Origin of the sequence: Kineococcus gypseus, from assembly GCF_050871305.1 — a bacterium.
GTDB lineage: Bacteria > Actinomycetota > Actinomycetes > Actinomycetales > Kineococcaceae > Kineococcus > Kineococcus gypseus.
This window is the reverse complement of the sequence record NZ_JBJLRD010000002.1, coordinates 15,337-39,023: the sequence shown is the minus strand read 5'-3', so window position 1 is coordinate 39,023 and position 23,687 is coordinate 15,337. Positions and strand designations below refer to the sequence as shown.

The window sequence follows — 23,687 nt, the reverse complement described above, 5'->3', positions numbered from 1 at the left end:
GCGCGGTGAGCACCGAGCCGCCCGCCCCCTCCGACGCCGAGGTGCGCATGGCGCGCTTCGCCGCGCGCGAGCTCGGCCCGCACGCCGCGCCGGAGTTCTCCGAGTTCTGCGACAGCACCGGCCGGCGCTGGCTGGACGTGCTGACGGTGCGCGGGGCCCCGCGCCCGGACCACGTGTCGGTCTCCACCCTCTCGATGCACCGCTGGGTCGACCTCGTCGGCTCCGGCGCCGACCGGCACGACGAGCGCGTGGAGCTGGTGACGGTGCTGGCCGGGGTGGACCCCGCCGACGCCGCGGCCCTGCTGGTGGCCAGCGCGTTCACCGCGGTCGCCGAGGGCTGGCCGGTGCGCGCCGGCGCGGTGCTGCCCGGCATCGCCGGGGAGGTGTTCGGCACGCCCACCGAGCACCTGCTGCTGACCGCCCCGGGCTCCTTCCCCCGGCTGGCGCGCTACCGGCTCGACGACGGCCCGCCGGTGCGCTGGCTGCAGGCGGTGCCCCTGCACGAGGCCGAGCGCGCGTTCCTCGACGCGCGCGGCCTGGAGGCGCTGGAGGACCGCTTCGTCGCCGGGGAGGTGGCCGTGGCCGACCCCGCGCGCCCGCCGGTCGCGCTGGGCTGAGGGGCCCGCGGGTCAGCCCGTCAGCCCGATCCGGTCGGTGAAGTCGTTGGCGAAGACGCGCTGCGGGTCGCGGCGGGCCACGAGGGCGCGCGCGTCGGCGAAGCGCGGGTACAGCCCGGCCAGCGCGCCGGCGCCGGCGACGAACAGCTTGCCCCAGTGCGGGCGCGCCCCCAGCGGCAGCAGCGCGTCCTCGACGCGCTGCAGCGCCGCCAGCACCTCCGGCTGGCGCTGGCGGAAGGTGAAGTGGAACGCCACCGCGTCGCGCTCGTGCGCGGAGGAGAGCCACAGGCCGTCGGCGGCGACGGTGCGCACCTCGCACATGTGCAGCAGCGGGGCGGTGGCCGGCCCCAGCGCGCGCAGCGCCTCGATCCCGGCGAGGGCGTGCTCGCGGGCGAGCAGGTACTCCGCCTGCAGCTCCTCGCCGTCGCTGGGCTGGAAGCTGTCGCGGAAGTGCGGCAGCCGCTCGTGCCAGGGCCCGGGCACGCCGAGCTGCTCGGTGGCGTTGCGCACGTCCACCTCCGGCAGCGGGTGCAGCGGCTCGCCCGCCCGCCGGGCGCCGAACAGCTCGGCGGGGGCGTCGGGCGAGTCCGCCGTGCGGGACTTCAGCCACACCTGCGCGGTCTCCTCGCCCACCCAGGTGGTGTAGACGCTGACGCTGTACGCGGCGGAGGTCACGGCGTCGAAGTGCTCGGTGAACGCGGCGAAGGACAGCCCCGAGTAGACGTCCTGGCGCACCTCGTAGGTGGGCACGACGTCCAGCTCCAAGGCGGTGACCACGCCCAGGGCGCCCAGGGCGACGACGCTGCCGTCGAACTCCTCCTCGCCGCGCTCGACGCGGCGCAGCGCGCCGTCCGGGCCGACGAGCTCCAGCGCGCGCACGTCGGCGGCGAGGTTCTGCGTGCGGTCGCCCGAGCCGTGGGTGGCGGTGGACACCGCGCCGGCGACGCTGATGTGCGGCAGCGACGCCATGGTGCGCAGCGCCCAGCCGGCCGCGTGCAGCCGCCGGGCGAGCGCGCCGTAGCTGGTGCCGGCGCTCACCCGGGCCACGGCGCGGGCGGCGTCGACGTCCACCTCGAGGGGCAGGTCGGCCACGCTCACGAGGTCGCCCGGGGAGTCGGCCACGTCGTTGAAGCAGTGCCGCGTGCCCAGGGCGCGCAGCCGCGTCGAGGTGGCGACGAGCTCCTGCAGCTGCTCCACGCTGCGCGGGCGGTGCAGCCGCGCGGCGCGGTAGCGCAGGTTCCGCGCCCAGTTCAGGCCGGGGTCGAGGGTGCCGCTGGACGTCGTCGTCGGGGTGCTCACCCGCGCACGGTAATCGATGCAAACACGATCCCGCAGCACTCCCCCGGATCCCGCGCCCGGCCCGGGACGCCGCCGGGGCGGCCCTCCTGGTGGAGGACCGCCCCGGTGGGTGGTGCAGGTGGTGCGGGTGGAGCAGCGGGACTCAGAAGTCCATGCCGCCCATGCCGCCGTCGCCGCCGCCGGCGGCCGGAGCGGCCTTCTCCGGCTTGTCGGCGATGACGGCCTCGGTGGTCAGGAACAGGCCCGCGATGGACGCGGCGTTCTGCAGCGCCGAGCGCGTCACCTTGACCGGGTCGTTGATGCCCGCCTCGAGCAGGTCCACGTACTCGCCGGTCGCGGCGTTCAGGCCGTGGCCGGTGGGCAGGTTGCGGACCTTCTCCGCCACGACGCCGCCCTCGAGGCCGGCGTTGACGGCGATCTGCTTCAGCGGGGCCTCGACGGCGACCTTGACGATGTTCGCGCCCGTGGCCTCGTCACCGCTCAGCTCGAGCTTCTCGAAGGCGATGGTGCCGGCCTGGATGAGGGCCACGCCACCACCGGCGACGATGCCCTCCTCGACGGCGGCCTTGGCGTTGCGCACCGCGTCCTCGATGCGGTGCTTGCGCTCCTTGAGCTCGACCTCGGTGGCCGCGCCCGCCTTGATCACGGCCACGCCGCCGGCGAGCTTGGCCAGGCGCTCCTGCAGCTTCTCGCGGTCGTAGTCGGAGTCGCTGCGCTCGATCTCGGAGCGGATCTGCGCCACGCGGCCGGCGATCGCGTCGGCGTCGCCGGCGCCCTCGACGATGGTGGTCTCGTCCTTGGTGACGACGACCTTGCGGGCGCGGCCCAGCAGGTCGAGGTCGGCGGTGTCGAGCTTGAGCCCGACCTCCTCGGAGATGACCTGGCCACCGGTGAGGATGGCGATGTCGCCGAGCATGGCCTTGCGGCGGTCGCCGAAGCCGGGGGCCTTGACGGCCACGGACTTGAAGGTGCCGCGGATCTTGTTGACGACCAGGGTCGCCAGGGCCTCGCCCTCGACGTCCTCGGCCACGATCACCAGCGGCTTGCCGGACTGCATGACCTTCTCCAGCAGCGGGAGCAGGTCCTTCACCGTGGAGATCTTAGAGTTGAGGATGAGGACGTACGGGTCCTCGAGCTCGGTCTCCTGACGCTCGGCGTCGGTGACGAAGTAGGGCGAGATGTAGCCCTTATCGAAGCGCATGCCCTCGGTGAGCTCGAGCTCGAGGCCGAAGGTGTTGCTCTCCTCGACGGTGATGACGCCTTCCTTGCCCACCTTGTCGAGGGCCTCGGCGATCAGCTCGCCGATGGAGGCGTCACCGGCGGAGATGCCGGCGGTCGCGGCGATCTGCTCCTTGGTGGTGACCTCCTTGGCGGCGCCGAGCAGCTGCTCGGTCACGGCCTCGACGGCCTTCTCGATGCCGCGCTTGAGGCCCATCGGGTTCGCACCCGCGGCCACGTTGCGCAGGCCCTCGCGCACCAGCGCCTGGGCCAGGACGGTCGCGGTCGTCGTGCCGTCGCCGGCGACGTCGTCCGTCTTCTTCGCGACCTCCTTGACGAGCTCGGCCCCGATCTTCTCGTACGGGTCCTCGAGCTCGATCTCCTTGGCGATGCTCACACCGTCGTTGGTGATGGTGGGGGCGCCCCACTTCTTCTCCAGGACGACGTTGCGGCCCTTGGGGCCGAGCGTCACCTTGACGGCGTCGGCGAGCTGGTTCATCCCGCGCTCGAGACCGCGACGGGCCTCTTCGTCGAAGGCGATGATCTTGCTCATGCCTGGTGTTCCTCCCAGAAGGCGGGCGGTGGTCGGCCGGAGCGGTGCCCGCGACGGACGACCGGCGGCGGCGGGGTCACGTCCCCCGCACCACCGGCCTCACCGGTCCGGCCCGGAGCTTTCGCTCCCGGGTCGAGGTGCTGCTGTGCTGTCACTCTCGACTCGAGAGTGCCAACGCCAATGTTGGCACTCACCCACCCCGAGTGCAAACCCCCCGGGTCCCCCGTCCCACCCGCCGCACCGGCGGCCGCCCCGCGCCCCGGAGGGGCGGGCGCCGGCGCGGGCGGCTCACAGGCCGCGCACGCTCTCGGCCTGCGGGCCCTTCTGCCCCTGCCCGACCTCGAACTCGACGCGCTGCCCCTCCTCGAGGGAGCGGTAGCCGTCCGCGACGATGGCCGAGTAGTGGACGAACACGTCCGCCCCGCCGTCGTCGACGGTGATGAAGCCGTACCCCTTCTCGGCGTTGAACCACTTCACGGTGCCCTGAGCCATTGCCTTCTCCTGTGGTGCAGCGAGCGGGACGCCCCCGGCATCGCCCGGGGACGGGTCTCACGCTGCCCGCGGCGGTGAGGCCGTGGGCGACCCCGGCGCGGCGCTCCCGAGGGGGGCGTGCCCGTCGAGCTGATCGACCGCTGCTCAGGCTAGTGCGGCGAGGGGCCCGCGGGGCAGGGTTCTCCCAGGCCGACGCACGGGACGCGCGGGGGCACCGGGGCGGCACCGCACCGGCACCGCAGTGGCGGGCGCCGGCGGGCGCAGCGGCGTGCGCACCTCCTCAGGGGACGCCGGGCAGCCCCTCCAGCAGCGGCCCGAGCAGCCGGCGCACCGCCAGCACGAGCGCGGCGAGGGCGGCGGCGGCGAGCAGCGCCCACACCAGCACGAGCAGCAGCACGCCGGCCGGGCCGCGGCGGGTGCGGTGCGCACCCCGGCGCGCGGCGAGCTGGCGCGGGCGCGCCGCCCGGCCGCTCAGGGCTGCACGCCCAGGCGGCGCGCGGAGCGGGCGCGCTGCCGGCTGGAGCGCATGCGTCGCAGCCGCTTGACGAGCACCGGGTCGTGCGCGAGCGCCTCGGGGGTGTCGATGAGGGCGTTGAGCACCTGGTAGTAGCGCGTGGGCGAGAGGTCGAACAGCTCGCGCACCGCCTGGTCCTTGGCGCCGGCGTAGCGCCACCAGCGCCGCTCGAAGGCGAGGACCTCGGCGTCGCGCGGGCTCAGCGCGGCGACCCGCCCGCCCTGCGCCTCGCCGCCGTCGGCGACCTCCGCGCGCACCGCGGCGCCGTCCTGCGCCTGCGGCCCGCCTGCGACCCGTCCCTCTCCCAGCACGCCACCCACTGTAGGAGGCGCCCCCGACACCGGCCCGTCGCGGCGCGCGGGCGCGCCCGCCCGGCGCTAGCGTCGCCGCGTGCCCGACGACGCGTCCCCCGCACCGCCGCCCGAGCCCGCCCAGCAGGCGCTGCCGCTGGGGCCCGCGGGCACCGGCGACGACCCGGCCGGGCTGGGGCTGGACGACCTCGAGGAGGGCTGGGCGCGCGCCCTGGCGCCCGTGCGCGGGCAGCTGTCGCAGGTCTCGGCGCGGCTGGCCGCCGAGCCGGGCCCGTGGCTGCCGCGCCCGGACCTGGTGCTGCGCGCCTTCCGCCAGCCCTTCGACGAGGTGCGCGTGCTGCTGGTGGGGCAGGACCCCTACCCCACGCCCGGTCACCCGATCGGGCTGGCCTTCGCCGTGGAGCCGCACGTGCGCCCGCTGCCGCGCAGCCTGGTCAACGTCTACCGCGAGCTGCGCGAGGACACCGGCGTGGTCCCGCCCGCCCACGGCGACCTGACGGCGTGGACGCGCTCGGGGGTGCTGCTGCTCAACAGGGCGCTGACCGTGCGCGCCGGCGACGCCGGCTCGCACCGCCGCCTGGGCTGGCAGGCGGTCACCGACGCGGCCGTGCGCGCCCTGGCCGCGCGCGGCGGGCCGCTCGTGGCGCTGCTGTGGGGCCGCGACGCGCAGTCGGTGCAGCCGCTGCTGGAGGGGGTGCCCACCGTCACCGGGGTGCACCCCAGCCCGCTGTCCGCCTCGCGGGGCTTCTTCGGCTCGCGCCCCTTCAGCCGCGTCGACGCCCTGCTGCGCGAGGCCGGCGGCGAGGGCGTCGACTGGCACCTGGACCCCGGGCCCCGCTGACGGCCGGGCCGGGCGGGCACGGCACGATGCTGCCGTGAGCGCACCGGGCACCGCCACCAGCACGCCGTTCGGCCGCACCCGCCGCGGGGAGCCCGTGGAGTGCTGGGAGCTGCGCCTGCCCTCCGGGGCGAGCGCGCAGGTGCTCACGTTCGGCGCCGTGCTGCACCGCCTGCGGGTGCCGGACGCCGCCGGTGCGCTCGGCGACGTCGTCGTGGCGCTGCCCGACGTCGCCGCCCGCGAGCGCGCCGAGGGCTACCCCGGGGCGGTCGTCGGGCGGGTGGCCAACCGCATCGCCGGCGGGCGCTTCAGCGTCGACGGCGTGGAGCACCGGGTGCCGCTCAACGACGGGCCCAACGCCCTGCACGGCGGCGAGGAGGGCTTCGACCGGCGCGTCTGGCGGGCCGAGGAGGTTCCCGGCGCCGAGGGGCCGGCGGTGCGCCTGACGCTGCGCAGCCTCGACGGCGACATGGGCTTCCCCGGGGAGCTGACCGCGCAGGTCACGTACACGCTCGCCGAGGACGGCGACGGGGTGCGCCTGCGCCTGGAGCACCGCGCCACCACCACCGCGCCCACGCCGGTGAACCTGACCAGCCACGCCTACTTCGCCCTGGACGGCACCGGCACCGTGGAGGACCACGTGCTGCGCCTGGCGGCCTCGCGCTACCTGCCGGTGGACGAGCACCTCGTGCCCACCGGCGAGCTGCGCGACGTCAGCGGCACGCCCTTCGACTTCCGCAGCGCCACCCGCGTCGGCGAGCGCCTGCGCGAGGCCGACGAGCAGCTGCTGCTCGCCGGCGGCTACGACCACTGCCTGGTGCTGGACGGGGCGGGCACCGGCGAGCGCGTGGTGGGCGAGCTGGCCGGCCCGCGCAGCGGCCGGCGCATGCAGCTGCGCACGGACGCGCCGGGGGTGCAGCTGTACACCGGCAACTTCCTCGACGGCTCCTGGCGCACGCCGGACGGGCGGCCGGTGCGCCAGGGCGACGCGCTGTGCCTGGAGACGCAGCTGCTGCCGGACGCCGTCAACCGCCCGGCCTTCACCGGCGGCGGGCTGGGCGAGGCGGTCCTGCGCCCGGGCGGGGTCTTCGCCACGACCACGACCTTCGCCTTCAGCGCCTGAGCGCCGCGCCCGGCGGTCCCGGGCGCGGCGATCCCGGGCGCGGCGGGCTCGGGCGCGGCGGGCTCGGGCGCGGCGGGCTCAGGCGCGCCGGACGGTGACCGTCGGCGGGTGCTGCAGGGTCTGCGCGATGACGCAGTAGCGCTCGGCGAGGGCGACCATCTTCGCCTCGGTGGCCTCGTCGGCGTCGGAGGTGAAGTCGAAGGTGACGGTGACGTCGGTGATGCCCACGGGCACCGAGCGGTCCACGCCGAGCGTGCCGCGCGCGTCCCAGGTGGCCTCGGCGGTCACGCTGGCCCCGCGCAGCTCCACGCCCATCGCGGTGGCCACGCTGCGCAGCGTGACCCCGGCGCAGGCCGCGACGGCCTCGCAGAGCATGTCCGCCGAGCAGGCCTCGGTGCCGTCGCCGCCGGCGGCCGGGTGCAGGCCGGCGCGGGTGGTGCCGGCGAAGCCGTCGACGGAGACGCCGATCGACTGCCCGTCCAGCACCGCCACGGCGCGGGCGGGCACGAGGGCCGCGGAGGGCTCCTCGCGGTACTTGTCCTTCAGGGGCTTCTGCAGGGCCCGGAGCTCGGTCGCGTCCACCGGGGCACCTTAGGCCCCGCCGGCGCCCGCCCCGAAACCACGGCGGGGCGGCGGTCGCGGGCGGGACGGCGGGTGGGGGCGCGGGCGCGGGCGGGGGCCGTGCGCAGGGGAGACTGGCGCGGTGAGGTGGACGACGGCGGTGCGCACCGCCGAGCAGGTGGCCGAGCGCTGCGCGCACGTGGCGGCGCAGCCGGCGGGCATCGTGCGGCTGCGGGTGGTGGAGGCCTGGCTGTGGGGGCCCCTGCTGGGCCCGCCGGCCGAGGAGGTGCCCGACGACGGCGGGGTGAACGTCGCCCTGGTGTGCGCGGTCGGGCCCGAGGAGTGCGCCTGGGGCACCACCCCGCCCGGCGGCGGGCAGTGGCTGGCCGCCTCCGGCCTGGCCAAGCGGCCGGTGCGCCTGGTCTTCCGCCCCGCCGGGCAGCCGGTGTGGAACCACGCCGTCACCGCGCCGGTGCTGCTGTGGAGCCTGGAGGCCGGCACCGCGGCGCCCGTCCTGCGGGCGCTGGCCGACGGGGAGGGCGAGCGGCTGCGGCCGGCGCCGCCGTCGCCGCAGCGGCTGCGCGAGCACCTGGCGCAGGAGCTGGCCGCCAGCCTGGCCGCGGTGCGCCGCACCAGCGCCGACTACGCCGCGCACCGCTGGGACCCGGGCTCGCCGGTGGCGCGCGCCGACGCCCTGGCCGCCGCCGTGGCCGGGCAGCTGGAGCTGCTCGACGCCGGGGCGGGCTGAGCGGCGTCAGGGGCAGACCGCCCGCCAGGCGTCGGCGTGCATCTCGAAGCGCTCGCGGCGCTGCGGGGGGTGCACCTCGCCGTCGGAGTTGAGCCGGAAGGTGCCCTCCAGGGCGGTGATCTCCACGATCCGGCCGCTGCTGAGGCTGACGTCCTGGCGCTCCACGTGCACCCCGCGGCGCAGCCCGGCGGCGAAGCCGGCGCGCGCCAGCGGCCCGGTGGAGGTGGAGACGACCACGTCGGCGACCCCGTCGTGCGGGGAGGCGCCGGGCACCAGGCGCGCACCGCCGCCGATGGTGCCGCCGATGCCGATGCCGACGACGAGCAGCGGGCGCTCCCCCGAGGCGACGACGCGCCCGTCGACCTCCACCCGCAGCCGGAAGCCGCGCCCGGCGCCGACGCCGGCCCACAGCGCGCCCACGGGGTACGCGGCGGCGCCCAGCACCCCCTTGAGCCGCTGGGCCTTGGCGGTCGCGGAAGCGCCGATGCCGGCGTGCACGGTGTTGACGGTGGTGCGCCCGTGCCCGTCGACCAGCAGCTCCAGGTCGCGCGGGCGGCCGCTCAGGGCGACGCGGGCGGCGGCCACGGGGTCCAGCGGCAGGCCCAGCGAGCGGGCCAGGTCGTTGCCGGTGCCCAGGGGCACCACGCCCAGCGGCCCCACCGAGCGCGCGGCGCCCGCGTCGTGCAGCAGCTGCAGGGCCGCGTGCAGGGTGCCGTCCCCGCCGACCAGCACCAGGCGGCGGCCGTCCGCCGACAGCAGCGCCTCGCGCAGGTCGTCCAGGTCGCGGGTGCGCCGCAGCTCCACGTCCGCCCCGCGGCCCAGCTCGCCCACGACCGCGTCGACGGTCGCCGCGCTCGCCGAGCCGGCGGCGGCGTTGACCACGGCCAGCACGCCCCCGACGCGCTCGCCGCCGGGGTCCCCCGGTCCCTGCGGCGCCCCGGTCCGCTCCACCTCCCGCTGCCCTCCCACGCCCGCCCAACGCGCGCCCGCCGCCGCGCGTGCCCGGGGTGCGCGAGGTCACCCCGACGGCGCCGCCCCGACGGCGCCGCCCCGACGACGCCGCGCGGGTGGCGTCAGGGCGCGGGGCGCGGGTCGGCCACCAGGCCGCGCCCGTCGGCCCAGCGGTAGACCCGCCGGCCGCGCACGAGCACGTGCAGGGCGCGCGAGGCCGCCTCGAGCGGTTCGCCGGACCACACGACGACGTCGCCGTCGAGGCCGGGCGCCAGCGAGCCGACGCGGTCGTCCAGCCCCAGCGCGCGCGCCGGGTTCACGGTCAGCGCCCGCAGCGCCTCGTCGGGGTCGAGGCCCTCGCGCACCGCCAGCGCCGCCGACAGCAGCAGGTGCTGCACCGGCACGACGGGGTGGTCGGTGGTCAGGGAGACCGCGACGCCGGCGCGGGCGAGGACCCCGGCGACGGCCGGGGTGCGGTGGCGCAGCTCCGGCTTGGAGCGCGAGGTCAGCAGCGGGCCGACGACGGCGGGCACGCCGTGCGCGGCGAGCACGTGCGCCACCAGGTGCCCCTCGGTGGCGTGGTTGAGCACGAGGCGGTAGCCGAACTCGGTGGCCAGGCGCACCGCGGTGGCGATGTCGTCGGCGCGGTGCGCGTGCTGCTGCCAGACGAGCTCCCCGGCGAGGACGCGCGCGAGCACCTCCGCGTCGCGCTCGTCGCCGACGGGCTCGTCCCACGGCTCCCCGGCGGCCAGGGCGCGCTCGCGCCGGGCGGCGTGGCGGCGGGCGGCGGCGAAGCCGTCGCGCAGGGCCGCGGCCACGCCCATCCTCGTGGTGGGCCCGCCGTTCTTCTTGGGGTTCTCCCCCAGGGCGCTCTTCACGCCCACGGGGGCGCGCACGAGCATCTCGTCCACCGTGGCGCCCCACGTCTTCAGCGCCGCGGTCTGCCCGCCGACGACGTTGGCCGAGCCGGGCAGGACGACGGCGGTGGTCACGCCCACCGACAGCGCGTCGGCGAAGCCGGCGTCGGCGGGGTCGACGCCGTCCAGGGCGCGCAGCCGGGCCCCGCGCGGGGCGCCCTTCTCGTTGACGTCGGCGCCGTGCCAGCCCTCCCCCTCGGCGTGCACGCCCAGGTGCGTGTGCGGCTCGACGAAGCCGGGCAGCACGAGGCAGCCGGTCGCGTCGAGCACGTCCGCGCCGGCCGGCACGGGCAGGTCGGGGCCGACGGCGGCCACGCGCCCGTCGCGCAGGAGCACGGTGGCGCGCTCGCGCTCACCGGCCCACCCGGGGGTCAGGCGCAGCACGGCGCCTCCGACGACCGCGACGTCGCGCGGTGCAGGGGTGTCCACGCGGGCAGTGTGGCCGGTGGCGCGGGGCGCGGGCGACGCGGGTCCGGCAGGGTCCGGACGGGGCCGGTCAGGGACCGGACGCCGCCTTCCGGAAGGGGTGGTGCGCCTTCCCGGGAACCGGTCGGGTGTTCCTGCAGCGCCGCGAGCCCGCGGAACGCTAGCGTGACCACCCTCACGCCCGGGCGCGACGGCCCGGGGAGGACGAGGAGGTTCTGGTGAGCACGACGGACCACGGCTCCAGCGGCCCGCCGAGCGGTGCGAGCCGCAGCGGCGCGAGCGCCGCGGGCGCGGGCACCGCCCGCACCCCGTACGAGGAGGTGCGCGACTCCCCCGAGTTCCAGGCGCTGCGGCGCAGGTTCCGCCGCTTCGTGCTGCCCCTGTCGGGGCTGTTCCTGGTCTGGTACGCGACGTACGTGCTGCTCGCCGACTACGCGCCGGGCTTCATGGGCACCCGCCTCGGGGACAGCAACATCACGGTCGGGCTGCTCTTCGGCCTGGGGCAGTTCGTCTCCACGTTCGCCATCACCACCCTGTACGTGCGGTGGGCGAACAAGAACTTCGACCCGGCGGCCGAGGAGCTGCGCGAGCGCGTCGAGGGCCGCGCGGGTGGTGGTGCCCGGTGAGCCTGCCCGCCGCCCTGCCCGCCGCGGCCGCCCCGACCACCGACATCGGCAACCCCGCGGTCAACATCGCCATCTTCGGCGCCTTCGTCGTCGTCACGCTGGCGGTCGTCATCAAGGCCAGCCGCAACAACCGCTCCGCGGCGGACTTCTACGCCGGCGGGCGCGGGTTCACCGGTCCGCAGAACGGCGTGGCCATCGCCGGCGACTACCTCTCCGCGGCCAGCTTCCTGGGCATCGCCGGGGCCATCGCCATCTACGGCTACGACGGGTTCCTGTACTCCATCGGGTTCCTCGTCGCCTGGCTGGTGGCCCTGCTGCTGGTCGCCGAGCTGCTGCGCAACACCGGCCGGTTCACCATGGCGGACGTCCTCAGCTTCCGGCTGCGCGAGCGGCCGGTGCGCACCGCGGCGGCCATCTCCACGCTGGCGGTGTCGTTCTTCTACCTGCTGGCGCAGATGGCCGGCGCCGGTGGCCTGGTGGCCCTGCTCCTCGGCATCGACTCGCGCGCCGGGCAGAACGTCGTCATCGCCGTCGTGGGCGCCCTGATGGTGCTCTACGTCCTCGTCGGCGGCATGAAGGGCACCACCTGGGTGCAGATCATCAAGGCGTGCCTGCTCGTGGTGGGCGCCGGCGTGATGACGGTGTGGGTGCTGGGCCGCTACGGGTTCAACCTCTCCGAGGTGCTGGGCGCGGCGGTCAGCGCGCCCGGTTCCGCCGGTGAGGCGCTGCTCGGGCCCGGCGCGCAGTACGGCGTCAGCGAGGTCTCGAAGCTGAACTTCCTGTCGCTGGCGCTGGCGCTGGTGCTGGGCACCGCGGGCCTGCCGCACGTGCTCATGCGCTTCTACACGGTGCCGAGCTCCAAGGAGGCCCGCCGCAGCGTCGTGTGGGCCATCTGGATCATCGGGGTCTTCTACCTGTTCACGCTCGTCATCGGCTACGGCGCAGCGGCCCTCGTCGGGCCGGACGCGATCCGCGCCGCTCCCGGCCGGGCGAACTCCGCCGCCCCGCTGCTGGCCTACGAGCTCGGCGGCACCATCCTGCTGGGGATCATCGCGGCCGTGGCGTTCGCCACGATCCTCGCCGTCGTCGCCGGCCTGGCCATCACCGCCAGCGCCTCCTTCGCGCACGACATCTACGCCAGCGTCATCAAGAAGGGCGAGGTCGAGCCCAACGCCGAGGTGCGCGTGGCGCGCATCACGATCGTCGTCATCGGCGCCGTCGCCATCGTCGGCGGCATCTTCGCCAACGGCCAGAACGTGGCGTTCCTCGTGGCGCTGGCGTTCGCGGTGGCCGCCAGCGCGAACCTGCCGACGATCCTGTACTCGCTGTTCTGGCGGGGGTTCACCACCCGCGGTGCGCTGTGGAGCACCTACGGCGGGCTGATCTCCTGCCTGGTGCTCATCACCTTCTCCCCCGTCGTCTCCGGCAAGGTGGACCCGGTCACCGGGGCGAGCCTGTCGATGATCACCGACACCGGCGTCGACTTCTCCTGGTTCCCCCTGGAGAACCCGGGCCTGGTGACGATCCCGCTGGCGTTCTTCCTGGGCTGGCTCGGGTCGGTCACCGGCCGGGAGACCGGCAACGAGAAGCGCGCCGCCGAGATGGAGGTGCGCTCCCTGACGGGCGCCGGCGCGGAGAAGGCCGTGCAGCACTGACGCCGGACGCACCACCCGGCTCGACGCACCACCCGGCACCACCCACCACGACGGCCCCCGCGGACGCGCTCCGCGGGGGCCGTCGCGCGTGCGGCGCCTACTCGGGCACGGGGCGCCCGGAGCGGCGCAGCTGCGCGCGCGAGCGCCACCACGCCACCGGGCCCTCCAGGGTCCCGCGCGCCTCGACGGCCAGCGCGTCCGCGGGGTGGTCGTCCAGGCGGCGCAGCACGTGCACGGCCCGGCGCGCCTGGTGGGCGGGCAGCTCCAGGGCGATGCGCGCCAGCCCGCGCGGGTCGCCGTGCCGCGCGGCGACCTGCAGGTGGTACGAGACGTGGCCGCTGGAGTACGCGCGCAGCTGGCGCAGCAGCGAGGCGCGGTCCTCGCGGTGGTGGTGCAGCACCACCGCGGTGGGCTGGTAGGCGATCGTCCACCCGGCGCGCAGCACGCGGTAGAAGTAGTCGGTGTCCTCCCCCACCCCCGAGGGCCGGCCCGGGCCGAGCACCTCGTCGAAGGGGCCGACCCCCGAGAGCACCTCGCGGCGCACCGCGGCGTTGGCGGTGGCCCCGATCCACCACGTCGGCGCGGCCCGGCGGCCGGAGAGCAGCCACGCGCGGTCGTAGGTGCGCCGGTGCGGCCCGCGGCCCAGCCCGCCGTAGTCCTCGAACACCTGCGGCTCCAGCAGGTGCGCGTTGGCGGGCAGCACGGCGCCCGTGACGGCGCCGACGGCGGGGTCGGCGAAGGGCGCCAGCAGCTCCTCCAGCCAGCCCTCGGCGGTCTCGACGTCGTCGTCGACGAGGACGACGACGTCGCCGCCCAGGTGCGGCAGGCCCGCGTTGCGGGCGGGCGAGAGCCCCGGCCACGGCTCGTGCACCACCTGCACGCCGGGCAGGCCGGCGGTGGCGCGCAGCGTCGCGGCGGGGTCGGCGGAGTTGTCGACGAGGACGACCTGCAGGGGCCGGTCGGTGCCGGCCAGCAGCGCCTGCAGGCTGCGCCGCAGCGGGCCGGGGCGGTCGCGGGTGGCCATGAGCACGCTGACGCGCACCTCCTCCCCCAGCCGCTCGGGCGCCCGCGCCGCGGCGGCCCCCAGCGCGTCGCGCAGCGGGTGCGCGCCGCCGGCGGGGGCCGCGGCCAGCTCCTGCCAGGAGGTGCCCGGCACCAGCAGCGCCGGGCCCAGGTGGGCGACGAGCTCGCGGGCCAGGCGGGCGCGCGAGAGCCCGGCGCCGCCGGTGTGCACCGTGAACACCGACTGCGGCCGCCCGCCGCGCAGGACGCGCACCCGCACCCGCGGCGTCGCGGGAGCACCCGGCGCCGGCAGCACCGCCGCGGCGGGGTCGAGCACGTCGACCTCGACGACGGGGTCGGCGGTGCGGGGCGCGCGCGGGCCGGCGCGCCGGCGCACCGGTGCGGGCGCGGCGGGTTCGCCCGGGTGCAGCAGGTCCTGCCGGGCCGCCTGCGCCCGCGCGCGCCGGTAGTAGCCGCCCAGCACCGCGTCGAGCGCGCCGCGGGTGTCCGCCGCGATCAGGTCCGGCGGGTACAGCTGCGGCCACAGCAGGCTGCGCACGTGGGCGCGGGTGTGGTGGCGCGCGAACCAGGCCGTGCCGAAGAGGGCCAGGTCGGCCGCCTGCACGGCGCCGTAGCCCCGCCCGGCGCCGGTCAGGACGCTGTACGAGCCGGTGCCGTTGCCGCGCAGCTGGGTGCGCAGCTGCTCGTGGGTGGTGCGGTGCCGGTGCAGCACCAGCGCGCCAGGTTCGTAGACGACCAGCCCGCCCGCGGCCAGGACCCGGAAGTACGCCTCCAGGTCGCCGCCGCCGCCGGTGGCGGTGCCCACGTCCAGGGCGGTGTCGAACCCGCCCAGGGCGAGCACTTCCTCCCGGCGCACCGCGGTGCTCGCGCCGGTGCCGGCCTCGCCGGTGCCCGGGTACCGGCGGGCGGCGACCTGCCCGGCGTCCACGGCCACGGAGAACCACCGGCGCCGGTAGCCGCGCCCGAAGCCGCCGATCGCCTCGAACATCACCTGCGCGGGGGTGGACAGCTCCGCCGGGGCCACCAGCCCCGTGACGACGACGGCGCCGGGCTCGTCCTCGAAGGCGCGCGCGACGCCCTCGGCCCAGCCGGGGTCGACGAGCACGTCGTCGTCGGCGAAGGCGACCACGGGGGTCCTCGCCTCGAGCAGCGCGCGGTTGCGCGCCCAGTCCAGCCCGGCGCGCGGCTCGCGCACGTACCGCGCGCCGTGCTCGAGCGCGACGCGGCGGGTGCCGTCCCCGCGCGAGGCGTTGTCGACGACGAGGACCTCGGCGACGGGCGTGCGCAGCCGCCCGACCGCCTCCAGGCAGCGCCGCAGGTCCTCGGGCCGGTCGCGGGTGCACACGGCCACCGTGACGACGGAGGTGTCCACGGGCCGGACGGGGTGCTCCACGCGGTGCAGGCCCTCGCGCAGCGCGCGCCGCACCCCGCCGGGGGTCTCCAGCGCGTCGAGCAGCAGGTGCTCGAGCACCTCGCGCTCCAGCGCGCGGGCGGCGCGCGCGGGCAGCGCGGGCAGCACGACCGCGGGGTCGCCGGGGACGGTGAGGTCGCCGACCGGCACGCCGTGCAGGCGCACCAGGGCGTGCACGCCCTCCGGCTCGCCCTCCGGGGCGGTGATGGGCGCGCGCAGGACGGCGGTGCCGGCGTCCAGGTCGACGTCGGCGACGGCGAGGCGGTGGTAGCGCCGGCGCGCGCCCGGGGGGCGGTAGCGGTCCAGGCCGGCCGGGCGCCGCACGGCGGCGACGGCCTGCTGCGCGGCGGCGCGGGCCAGGCGCCCGGCCCTCACGGCGCGGGCCGGGCGGGTCGGGCGGCACCACCGCGGGCACCGGACCGCGCGGTGGTGCTCGCGGGGGTGCTCGCGGTGGTGTGCGCGGGGGTGTCCGGGGGCAGCACGACGACCTCCGCGCCACCGGTGCGCGAGGCCCGGTGCAGCGGTGGCCAGCGCCGGCCCAGCAGCAGGGCCGCGCTCCAGGCGTCGCGGCGGGCGAGCAGCTCCACCAGGACGCCGAAGGCCAGCCCGGCGAGCGTGCCCAGGACCACGTGCACGGTCACCGAGCCCACGCCCAGGCGCTCGAGCACCGTGCGGGTGCCCGCGGTGGCGAAGACGTGGGTGGTGTAGACGGTGAAGGAGAAGCCGCCGAGCACCACGAGCGGTCCCACCCGCCAGGGCACCAGCAGCAGCGACAGGCAGGCGAGCACGCCCAGCGCGACGGCGAGCGGGTCCCCGCGCGGCGGCACCCGCTCCACGACGCCGAGCAGCCCGAGCTGGGTGGTGGCGGTCAGGGCGAGCGCGAGGACGACGGCGAGGACGTGCGCCGGGCGCGGCGCCGAGCGCCAGCCGAAGCGCTGGGCGGCCAGGCCCGCGAGGAAGAACGGCAGCAGGTACACGGCGGTGCGCCACCCCAGCACGTTGCCGGGGCTGGGCACGAGCACCTCGGCCAGGCCGGCGAGCACCACCGCGGCGAGGGCCCCGCCGAGCCGGTCCAGCAGGTGCAGGCGCTCCAGGACGGCCACGAGCAGGAAGACCCAGAACACCGACTCCAGGAACCAGAAGTGCGCCACGGGGTGGAGGTGCCACAGGTACCAGGGCCCGTCGCTCGTGTCGCCGCCCAGGCGGCGGCTGAGCGCGAAGGCGGTGCCGACGACGAGCACCGGCACGAGCAGCCGGCGCGCCTTGCCGCGGGCGAAGGCGCCCAGCGGGCCGGACAGCGGGCGGCGGGCGTGGACGACGCCGGAGAGGAACGTGAACAGCGGCATCCGCAGGTACGTCAGCGAGTCGACCGCGTACGACCACGGGTTCGAGGCGTCCAGGCGCAGGCCCGCGTCGGGGCCGTCACCGCGCACGTGGAAGAGCACGAGCAGCACGCACGCCAGACCGCGCAGGGTCTCGACCACCGGGTCGCGGCGCGGGTCGGGGCGCAGGAGGGCGGGCAGCGAGCGGACGGTCGCGGATCGCGGCACGCGGTGTCCTCCAGGTCGTCGGGCGGTGGTGTCGGAGCGCAGCGCCATCGCTACCCGGAGTGCGCAACGCTACCGCTGTCCAGGGGACCCGCCCAACCCCGGATCAGCGCGGGTCGCCGGCGGCCACGGCCCGGTCGTACAGCAGCTTCTTGCTCAGGCCGGTGCGGGCCGAGACGTCCGCGGCCGCGGCCTTGAGCCGCTCGCCGCCGGCGACGAGGCCGAGCACCTCCGTGACGGCGCGCTCGACGTCCTCCTCGCCCAGCTGCCGCTCAGGCCGGCCGGCGACGACGAGGCAGACCTCCCCGCGCACGTCCTCGCCCGCGGTGCTCTCCGCCAGCGAGGCCAGGTCGCCGCGGCGCACCTCCTCGTACGTCTTCGTCAGCTCCCGGCACAGCGCCGCGGGGCGCTCGCCGCCGAAGGCCTCGGCCATGGCCGCCAGCGTGCCGGCGGTGCGGTGCGGGGACTCGAAGAAGACCATGGTGCGGCGCTCCTCGCGCAGCCCGGCCAGCGCCCGGGCCCGCTCGCCCGCCTTGCGCGGCGGGAACCCCTCGAAGGTGAAGCGATCGGTGGGCAGGCCGGAGACGGCCAGGGCGCTGAGCACCGCCGACGGGCCCGGCAGCACCGTGACGCGCAGGCCCCGCCCCGCGCAGGCGCGCACGAGCCGGTAGCCGGGGTCGGAGACGGCGGGCATGCCCGCGTCGGAGACGAGCACGACCGTCGAGCCGGCCGCGACCGCGTCGGTCAGCTCCTCGACGCGGGCCTCCTCGTTGTGCTCGTAGCAGCTGACGACCCTGCCGCGGGGGGCCACGCCCAGCGCCTGGCACAGCCGGTGCAGCCGTCGGGTGTCCTCCGCGGCCACCACGTCGGCGCTGCCGAGCAGCTCCACCAGGCGCGCCGAGGCGTCCCGCGGGTTGCCGATCGGGGTGGCGGCGACCACCAGGGCACCGGCGGGGACGGCGTGCTCGGGTGCGCTCACGGGGTCCGATGATGCCCCAGGGACCGGGCTCGGCCGCGGGGTAAGGTTCCTCAGTGCCTCTGAGTAGTCGATTGGTGACGGAGACGACGAAGGCCCCGGTGAGCCCACCGGCCGCATGGGCCCGATTGGACTGGGTGGACACCGCCCGCGGGGCCGCCCTCCTGCTGGTCCTGGCCTACCACGCGGTGTTCTTCAGCGAGTCGATCGGCCTGGGGTCCGGTCCCTGGAAGCAGCTCGTCTACACCCTCAGCGTGGTGCGCATGCCGCTGTTCTTCTTCCTCTCCGGCACGCTCGCCGTCCGCGCGATCGACCGCGAGTGGCGGACTCTGCTCACCGGGCGCATCGGCGCGAACCTGTGGTTGTACGTGGTGTGGGCGACGCTGTGGTACGCGGTCTTCTCCCTGGTGCCCTACGAGCGCGCCGGCGCCCCGGACGGCTGGTGGCGCTGGGTCACCTCCACCTTCCTGCTGCCGCAGAACGCGGCCTGGTACTTGCTGGGCCTGGCCGCCTTCACCGCACTGGCCCGCGCAGTGCGCGGGGTGCGCACCGGGGTGGTGCTGACCGTCGCCGCCGGCGTGTCCGCGGTCGCCGGGACAGGCGTGGTGCACCAGCACAGCTTCGTGTGGAGCAACCTGTTGAGCCTCTTCGTCTTCTTCGCGGCGGGCTCGCGGTGGGCGGTGCGGACACCACGGCTCACCGCGCGCGTCAGCCGGCCCGGGCTCGCGGTGCCCCTGGCCACCGCCGTGGTGCTCGTCGCGTTCGTCGCCAAGGAGGCCGGCGCCTACCCGTTCCCCGGCGTGCAGCTGCTCCTCGGTGCGGGTGGCGTGCTGGCGGGGCTCGCCGTGTGCGGGTGGATCGCCGCGAGCGCTCCGGGCCGGGCCCTGGCTGCGCTGGGCAGCCGTACTCTGGGCGTCTACCTGCTGCACGAGATCGTGTTGGGAGTCTTGGTCCTCGCCTTCACCGGGCTGGACGGGACAGCGCTGGACCGGGTGGCGCGCTGGGTCCTGCCGGTGGTGCTGGTGGCTGCCACGCTGCTCGTGGCGGTGCCGTCGGCGCGGCTGCTGCGCGCGGTGCCTGGTGCGCTCGTGGCCCCGTGGCAGCGACCGCGCCCGGCAGCTGCGTGACGTCCGCGCGGGCTCAGGCGCCGAGCCCGCGCCCGGCGAGCGAGCGCAGCTCGCGCAGGCTCCCCTCGTCCAGGCAGAGCACGAGCCCCGTGAGCACCGCGGCAGTCAGGAGTACTGCGGGAGCGTAGGAGCCCTGTCCGCCCAGCGGCGCACCGAGTCATCGCGGTGGTGGCAGGTTGGTCGCGTGAGGGATCACCCGGTGCAGGCACGGGGCCCTGGTGCCACCGCATCAGCGCGGCGAACGGCTCCACAGGAGGACCGGGGCGTCGCACGGCTCACCGATCGAGCTGGCGGTGATCACGACCGTGCGGCGGCGGGCACGCCGGCCGCGCGCCCGAGGGGGTCAAGCGCTTCGACGAGCGCGGTGGCCACACGAGTACGACACCACCCGGTCAGCGTGCCCAGCGATCCGCACGTCCGGGAAGCAGCCGAGCAGGTACGAGACCGAGCACATCGCGCAGGACGTCCTTCGCCAGGAGACGGAGGAGGACGGGGTAGATCGAAGCTCCAGCGATGACTTGCGCACCGAGAGCGAGGGGAGCATCGCGTTCGAGACCGAGCGCCAGCGGGAGGCCCCACACGGCGCCGCCCATGAGGACGGACACCGACAGCACGGGAGCGATGTCGGCGAAGACGCGCCGAGCGCGCAGCCCGATCGTGCCGCAGGCGAAGTGGAAGCCGATCGGCTGCCAGAGCCACATCTTGACGAGCACCCCGACGGCCACTCCCAGCACTCCCCACTGCAGGCCGACGACGATGGCGACGATGGTCACCGCGGTGCTGGCGAGACCGACGCGGAACATGGTGGTCGTTCGCCCCTGCGACTGGTAGAGCCACCCTTCACTGCTGCTCAGGCACTGCGGCAGTCCAGCCAGGCACAGGACTTGCAGCATGGGGACGGTCGCCAGCCACTGCTGGCCCCACAGCAGAGGGACCAAGCCGTCGGCGGTGACGGCCATGCCCACCATGACGGGCATGATGATCGCGCTCATGGTGGTGATGCTTCGCCGGTAGACGTTCTGCAGCCTGGGGAGGTCATCACGCATGGTGGCCAGCGCCGGGAACATGACTCGCCCCAGCACCTGACTCACCTGCTGCAGCGGCAGCAGCATGAGCGTGTACGCGCGGTTGTACAGGCCGAGCGCCGATGCTCCCAGGATGCGCCCGACCAGCAGGTTGTCGGTGTTGCGCCCGGCGTAGTTGACGACGTTGAAGCCGAGCATGCCGCCGGAGAAGCGCCACAGGTGCCGCACGGACGAGCGCGTGATGAAGCCGCGGGGACGCCAGCGCACCAAGGACCACATGAGCACGGTGGAGGCCACCGCTTGCACCGTCGGCCCCACCACGAGGGACAACGCTCCCCAGCCGGCGAGCGCTGCCACCAGCGTGCTGGCGTTGCCGGCCACCGCGCACGCCAGTTCGATCAGCGCGATGCGCTTGAACTGCATGCTCCGCTGGAGGAGCGCGCTGTGGCACACGTTGAGCGCGAGGGCGAACCCCAGGCCGGCCAGCGGTGTGATGTAGACCAGTCGCTCATCACCGTAGAAGTCGGCGACGAGGGGGCCGATGGCCGCCAGCAACCCGACGAAGACCAAGCCACCCAGCGCGTTCAACCAGAACGCCGTGTCGAGGTCCTGTTGGCGCAGGTCCCTCTGGTGCACCAGCGCTGCGCCGACCCCCATGTCGAAGAGGAGGACCGTGAACCCGGTGACGACGTAGACGCTCGCCAGCAAGCCGAAGTCGGCTGGGACGAGCAGACGGGCGAGCGCGAGACCGACGAGGAACTGCAGTGCCTGAGCGCCGGTGCGCCCCACGGCGGACCAGCTGGCGCTGTTGACGACGCTCGAGCGGGACACGGCCGCCGACGGGGCCGGGCGGGCCACCGCCACCTCGTCGCCCACTCGGAGCGAGTCCTCCACCTCGCCCGCTGGGCCGACGGGCTCAGGCACCGTCACACCCCACCACCCTCTCCTGTCGTCACGAAGACGAGCACTACGACTACGAACGGTACAGGGGCCACGGCGGGTGCTGGGCGCACGCTCCCGGCTCACCGCACGAGCGCCGCCTACGATGGAACGCGTGATCTGCAGCTGCGAGGACCTCACGTGATGGCGCTGAGGGTCGCGCGGTGAGCGCCACGAAGGCGGGGGCGGCCGGCGTCGAACACCGGAGGAGCGAGACGGAGGTGCGCGAGCGCCTGCTGGGCGGCCCGGCGGAGACCACCGGGGAGCCGTGGTGGCGCGGCTGGGTGCCGCTGCTGGTGGTCACCGCGATCGGGGGGCTGCTGCGCTTCTGGCGCCTCGGCGAGCCGCACCAGCTCGTCTTCGACGAGACGTACTACGTCAAGCAGGGCTACTCGCTGCTGCGGCACGGCGTGGAGCTGGCCACCGACAGCGCCGTGCCCACCCCGGACGCGCTGTTCACCGCCGGCACCCCGGACGTCTTCGGCACCACGGGCGACTTCGTGGTCCACCCGCCGGTGGGCAAGTGGATGATCGCCGCCGGGCAGTGGCTGTTCGGGGTGGACTCCTCCTTCGGGTGGCGCTTCTCGGCGGCGCTGGTGGGCACGCTGTCGATCCTGGTGCTCGGGCGCGCGGCGCGGCGGCTCTTCCGCTCCACGCTGCTGGGCGTGACCGCCGCGGTGCTGCTGGCCAGCGACGGCCTGCACCTGGTGGAGAGCCGCACCAGCCTGCTCGACGTCTTCCTCGCCTGGTGGGTGCTGGTGGCGTTCGCGTGCCTGCTGGTGGACCGTGACCGCGCCCGAGAGCGCCTGGCGCGCCTGGTGGCCGAGCACGGCGTGAGCGGGCCGGGCCCGCGGCTGGGCTGGCGCCCGTGGCGGCTGGCGGCCGGGGTGAGCCTGGGGCTGGCGTGCGGGGTGAAGTGGTCGGGGCTGTACGTGCTGGCCGTCTTCGGGCTCCTGACGGTGCTGTGGGACGCCGGCGCGCGCCGGGCGGTGGGCGTGCGGGCGTGGCTGGCAGCGGCCCTGCGGCGCGACGCGGCACCGGCCTTCGCCTCGACGGTCCCGGTGGCGGTGCTGGTCTACCTCGCCTCCTGGTCGGGCTGGTTCGCCTCGGACGCCGGCTGGGGCCGGCGGTGGGGGGCCGAGCACCCCGCGACGGGGGCGGGAGCGCTGGTGCCGGACGCGCTGCGCTCGCTGTGGCACTACCACCAGCAGGCGTACTCCTTCCACGTCGGGCTGAGCAGCCCCCACCCCTACGCGGCCAACCCGTGGTCGTGGCTGGTGCAGGGTCGGCCGACGTCGTTCTTCTACGAGGGTTCCGCGCGCGGGGAGGGCGGCTGCGCGGCGGAGCAGTGCTCGCGGGCGATCACCTCGCTGGGCACGCCGGCGCTGTGGTGGGCCGGCGTCCTGGCGCTGGTGGTGCTGCTGTGGTGCTGGGCGCTGCGCCGCGACTGGCGCGCCGGCGCGGTGCTGGCCGGGTACGCGGCGACGTACCTGCCGTGGTTCCAGTACCAGCAGCGCACGATCTTCACCTTCTACGCGGTGGTCCTCGTGCCGTTCGTGGTGCTGGCGGTCACCTACGCGCTGGGCGTGCTGCTGGGCCCGGAGCCGGGCGCGAGCGTGCTGCGCAGTGGGGCGGGCGCGGAGGCGGCGCTGCGCCGGCGCCGCCTCGGAGCGCTGGCGGCGGGCGCCGTGGTGGTCGGCTGCGTGGCCTGCCTGGCCTTCTTCTGGCCGGTGTACACCGCCCAGCTGATCCCGTACGAGTCCTGGCAGGACCGCATGTGGCTGCCCAGCTGGGTGTGAGCCGGGGGCGGGAGGGCCTGCGGCAGCCCCGGCACCCGCGGAGCGTGCCACGATCGGCCTCGTGCAGGTGACGTACCTGGTGCTGGCGCACCACCGCCCGCAGCAGCTGGCTGCGCTGCTGGACCTGCTGCTGACCGACGGCGGTGCCGCGGTCGTCCACGTCGACGCCCCGGTGGACGAGGCGCCCTTCCGCCGCGCGGTGGCCCACCACGGAGCCGGGGCGACGTTCACCACCCGCCGCCACGACGTGCGCTGGGGCGGCTTCGGCGCCGTGGCGGCGGCACTGACGGGTCTGCGCGAGGCGACGCGCACGCGTCCGGCCGACTACTACGCGCTGCTCAGCGGCGTGGACCTGCCGATCAAGCCGGCCACCGCTCTGCACGCGGAACTGGCGTCGGGGGCGGTGTACATGAACTGCTGGCCCATGCCGTCGCAGGAGCACGGCAAGAGCCTGGAACGGCTCGAGCGCTACCACCTGGCGGCGAAGGACCGCGACAGCCGCGTGGCGCGCCTGGTCAACGGGCGACTGCTGCCGCTGCTGCCGACGCGCGACGTGGCACGAGGGCTGGAGGGTGCGCAGCCGTACGCGGGCTCGCAGTGGTGGCTCCTGCCGCACGACTGCGCGGTGCAGGTGCTGGGGTTCGCCGACCGCTCCCCCCGCGTGGTGCGCTTCTTCCGCCGCTCCGCCGTTCCGGACGAGATGTTCTTCCAGACGGTCGTCAAGGCGCTGCCGCACCCGTGGGAGGTGCGGCCCAACCTCACCTACACCGACTGGTCCCGCCCGGAGGGCGGCGGCGTCAGCCCCGCGACGCTCACGAGCGCCGACCTGCCGACACTGGCGCGCGTGCCGCAGTTCTTCGCCCGCAAGTTCGACCTGACCGTGGACCCGCAGGTGCACCGCAGGGTCAGGGAGGTCCTGCTCACCGGTCCCTGAACGGAGGTCGATCGGGACGGGGTTGACGCTCGGTGCCCCGCCTCACCCGGAGTGGGT

General features: G+C 76.0%; 20 protein-coding genes. 9 read left to right on the top strand and 11 right to left on the bottom strand.

Annotated features, from left to right (window positions below):
• Positions 1-5: 5 nt before the first annotated feature.
• On the top strand, positions 6-617 hold the full coding sequence (locus ACRYMN_RS00840; RefSeq protein ID WP_432490978.1) for a suppressor of fused domain protein: 612 nt from the start codon (positions 6-8) through the stop codon (positions 615-617).
• A gap of 12 nt (positions 618-629) precedes the next feature.
• On the opposite strand, the gene ACRYMN_RS00835 is transcribed toward ACRYMN_RS00840, so the two are convergent.
• The 4 genes from ACRYMN_RS00835 to ACRYMN_RS00820 form a co-directional block, all read right to left on the bottom strand.
• Positions 630-1,916 (bottom strand): D-arabinono-1,4-lactone oxidase, encoded by a 1,287-nt coding sequence (locus ACRYMN_RS00835; protein ID WP_432490976.1) that lies wholly within the window; start codon positions 1,914-1,916, stop codon positions 630-632.
• Between the two features lie 142 nt (positions 1,917-2,058).
• Positions 2,059-3,687: a chaperonin GroEL gene (gene groL / locus ACRYMN_RS00830; protein ID WP_432490974.1), complete on the bottom strand. Its 1,629-nt coding sequence runs from the start codon at positions 3,685-3,687 to the stop codon at positions 2,059-2,061.
• A gap of 288 nt (positions 3,688-3,975) precedes the next feature.
• Positions 3,976-4,179 carry a cold-shock protein gene (locus ACRYMN_RS00825; protein WP_179749831.1) on the bottom strand — a complete coding sequence of 68 codons (204 nt, stop codon included), beginning with the start codon at positions 4,177-4,179 and terminating at the stop codon, positions 3,976-3,978.
• A gap of 471 nt (positions 4,180-4,650) precedes the next feature.
• Positions 4,651-4,950, bottom strand: a complete 300-nt coding sequence (locus ACRYMN_RS00820; RefSeq protein ID WP_432491162.1) for a DUF3263 domain-containing protein — start codon at positions 4,948-4,950, stop codon at positions 4,651-4,653.
• A 226-nt stretch (positions 4,951-5,176) separates the two neighbouring features.
• On the opposite strand from ACRYMN_RS00820, the gene ACRYMN_RS00815 reads away from it, so the two are divergent.
• Positions 5,177-5,845 carry a uracil-DNA glycosylase gene (locus ACRYMN_RS00815; RefSeq protein WP_432491160.1) on the top strand — a complete coding sequence of 223 codons (669 nt, stop codon included), beginning with the start codon at positions 5,177-5,179 and terminating at the stop codon, positions 5,843-5,845.
• 34 nt (positions 5,846-5,879) lie between these two features.
• Entirely contained in the window at positions 5,880-6,965 is a 1,086-nt protein-coding gene (locus ACRYMN_RS00810; protein WP_432490971.1) for an aldose epimerase family protein, read from the top strand.
• A 78-nt stretch (positions 6,966-7,043) separates the two neighbouring features.
• Here the strand turns inward: ACRYMN_RS00810 and ACRYMN_RS00805 are convergent, their stop codons facing one another.
• The gene (locus ACRYMN_RS00805; protein WP_432490969.1) at positions 7,044-7,547 is read right to left on the bottom strand and encodes an OsmC family protein; all 504 of its coding nucleotides are present in this window, start codon (positions 7,545-7,547) and stop codon (positions 7,044-7,046) included.
• Positions 7,548-7,668: 121 nt separating this feature from the next.
• Here ACRYMN_RS00805 and ACRYMN_RS00800 point away from each other — a divergent pair, with 121 nt between their 5' ends.
• Positions 7,669-8,274, top strand: coding sequence for a DUF7711 family protein (locus ACRYMN_RS00800; protein WP_432490967.1), 606 nt, complete (start codon positions 7,669-7,671; stop codon positions 8,272-8,274).
• A gap of 6 nt (positions 8,275-8,280) precedes the next feature.
• On the opposite strand, the gene ACRYMN_RS00795 is transcribed toward ACRYMN_RS00800, so the two are convergent.
• Both ACRYMN_RS00795 and ACRYMN_RS00790 read right to left on the bottom strand, forming a co-directional pair.
• On the bottom strand, positions 8,281-9,225 hold the full coding sequence (locus ACRYMN_RS00795; RefSeq protein ID WP_432490965.1) for a diacylglycerol/lipid kinase family protein: 945 nt from the start codon (positions 9,223-9,225) through the stop codon (positions 8,281-8,283).
• 122 nt (positions 9,226-9,347) lie between these two features.
• The gene (locus ACRYMN_RS00790; protein ID WP_432490963.1) at positions 9,348-10,571 is read right to left on the bottom strand and encodes an amidohydrolase; all 1,224 of its coding nucleotides are present in this window, start codon (positions 10,569-10,571) and stop codon (positions 9,348-9,350) included.
• A 317-nt stretch (positions 10,572-10,888) separates the two neighbouring features.
• Between ACRYMN_RS00790 and ACRYMN_RS00785 the strand changes: the two genes are divergently transcribed.
• Together ACRYMN_RS00785 and ACRYMN_RS00780 are read left to right on the top strand one after the other, a co-directional pair.
• The gene (locus tag ACRYMN_RS00785; protein WP_432491158.1) at positions 10,889-11,194 is read left to right on the top strand and encodes a DUF485 domain-containing protein; all 306 of its coding nucleotides are present in this window, start codon (positions 10,889-10,891) and stop codon (positions 11,192-11,194) included.
• Entirely contained in the window at positions 11,191-12,849 is a 1,659-nt protein-coding gene (locus ACRYMN_RS00780; RefSeq protein ID WP_432490961.1) for a solute symporter family protein, read from the top strand. Before ACRYMN_RS00785 ends, ACRYMN_RS00780 begins: the two co-directional genes overlap by 4 nt.
• A 97-nt stretch (positions 12,850-12,946) precedes the next feature.
• Here ACRYMN_RS00780 and ACRYMN_RS00775 read toward each other — a convergent pair whose 3' ends face one another.
• From ACRYMN_RS00775 to rsmI, 3 genes are all read right to left on the bottom strand, one after another.
• Positions 12,947-15,658, bottom strand: a complete 2,712-nt coding sequence (locus ACRYMN_RS00775) for a glycosyltransferase family 2 protein (RefSeq protein ID WP_432490959.1) — start codon at positions 15,656-15,658, stop codon at positions 12,947-12,949.
• The gene (locus tag ACRYMN_RS00770) at positions 15,655-16,833 is read right to left on the bottom strand and encodes an acyltransferase family protein (RefSeq protein WP_432490957.1); all 1,179 of its coding nucleotides are present in this window, start codon (positions 16,831-16,833) and stop codon (positions 15,655-15,657) included. Before ACRYMN_RS00770 ends, ACRYMN_RS00775 begins: the two co-directional genes overlap by 4 nt.
• A gap of 103 nt (positions 16,834-16,936) precedes the next feature.
• Positions 16,937-17,809 carry a 16S rRNA (cytidine(1402)-2'-O)-methyltransferase gene (gene rsmI / locus ACRYMN_RS00765; RefSeq protein ID WP_432490955.1) on the bottom strand — a complete coding sequence of 291 codons (873 nt, stop codon included), beginning with the start codon at positions 17,807-17,809 and terminating at the stop codon, positions 16,937-16,939.
• A 134-nt stretch (positions 17,810-17,943) separates the two neighbouring features.
• Here rsmI and ACRYMN_RS00760 point away from each other — a divergent pair, with 134 nt between their 5' ends.
• Complete coding sequence (locus ACRYMN_RS00760; RefSeq protein WP_432490953.1) at positions 17,944-18,933, top strand: acyltransferase family protein; 990 nt, start codon at positions 17,944-17,946, stop codon at positions 18,931-18,933.
• Between the two features lie 392 nt (positions 18,934-19,325).
• Here the strand turns inward: ACRYMN_RS00760 and ACRYMN_RS00755 are convergent, their stop codons facing one another.
• On the bottom strand, positions 19,326-20,834 hold the full coding sequence (locus ACRYMN_RS00755) for a lipopolysaccharide biosynthesis protein (RefSeq protein ID WP_432490951.1): 1,509 nt from the start codon (positions 20,832-20,834) through the stop codon (positions 19,326-19,328).
• A gap of 227 nt (positions 20,835-21,061) precedes the next feature.
• On the opposite strand from ACRYMN_RS00755, the gene ACRYMN_RS00750 reads away from it, so the two are divergent.
• A complete protein-coding gene (locus tag ACRYMN_RS00750; RefSeq protein WP_432490949.1) occupies positions 21,062-22,696 on the top strand; it encodes a dolichyl-phosphate-mannose--protein mannosyltransferase in 1,635 nt (544 codons plus the stop codon).
• Positions 22,697-22,757: 61 nt separating this feature from the next.
• Positions 22,758-23,630, top strand: a complete 873-nt coding sequence (locus ACRYMN_RS00745) for a beta-1,6-N-acetylglucosaminyltransferase (protein WP_432490947.1) — start codon at positions 22,758-22,760, stop codon at positions 23,628-23,630.
• Positions 23,631-23,687: the final 57 nt, after the last annotated feature.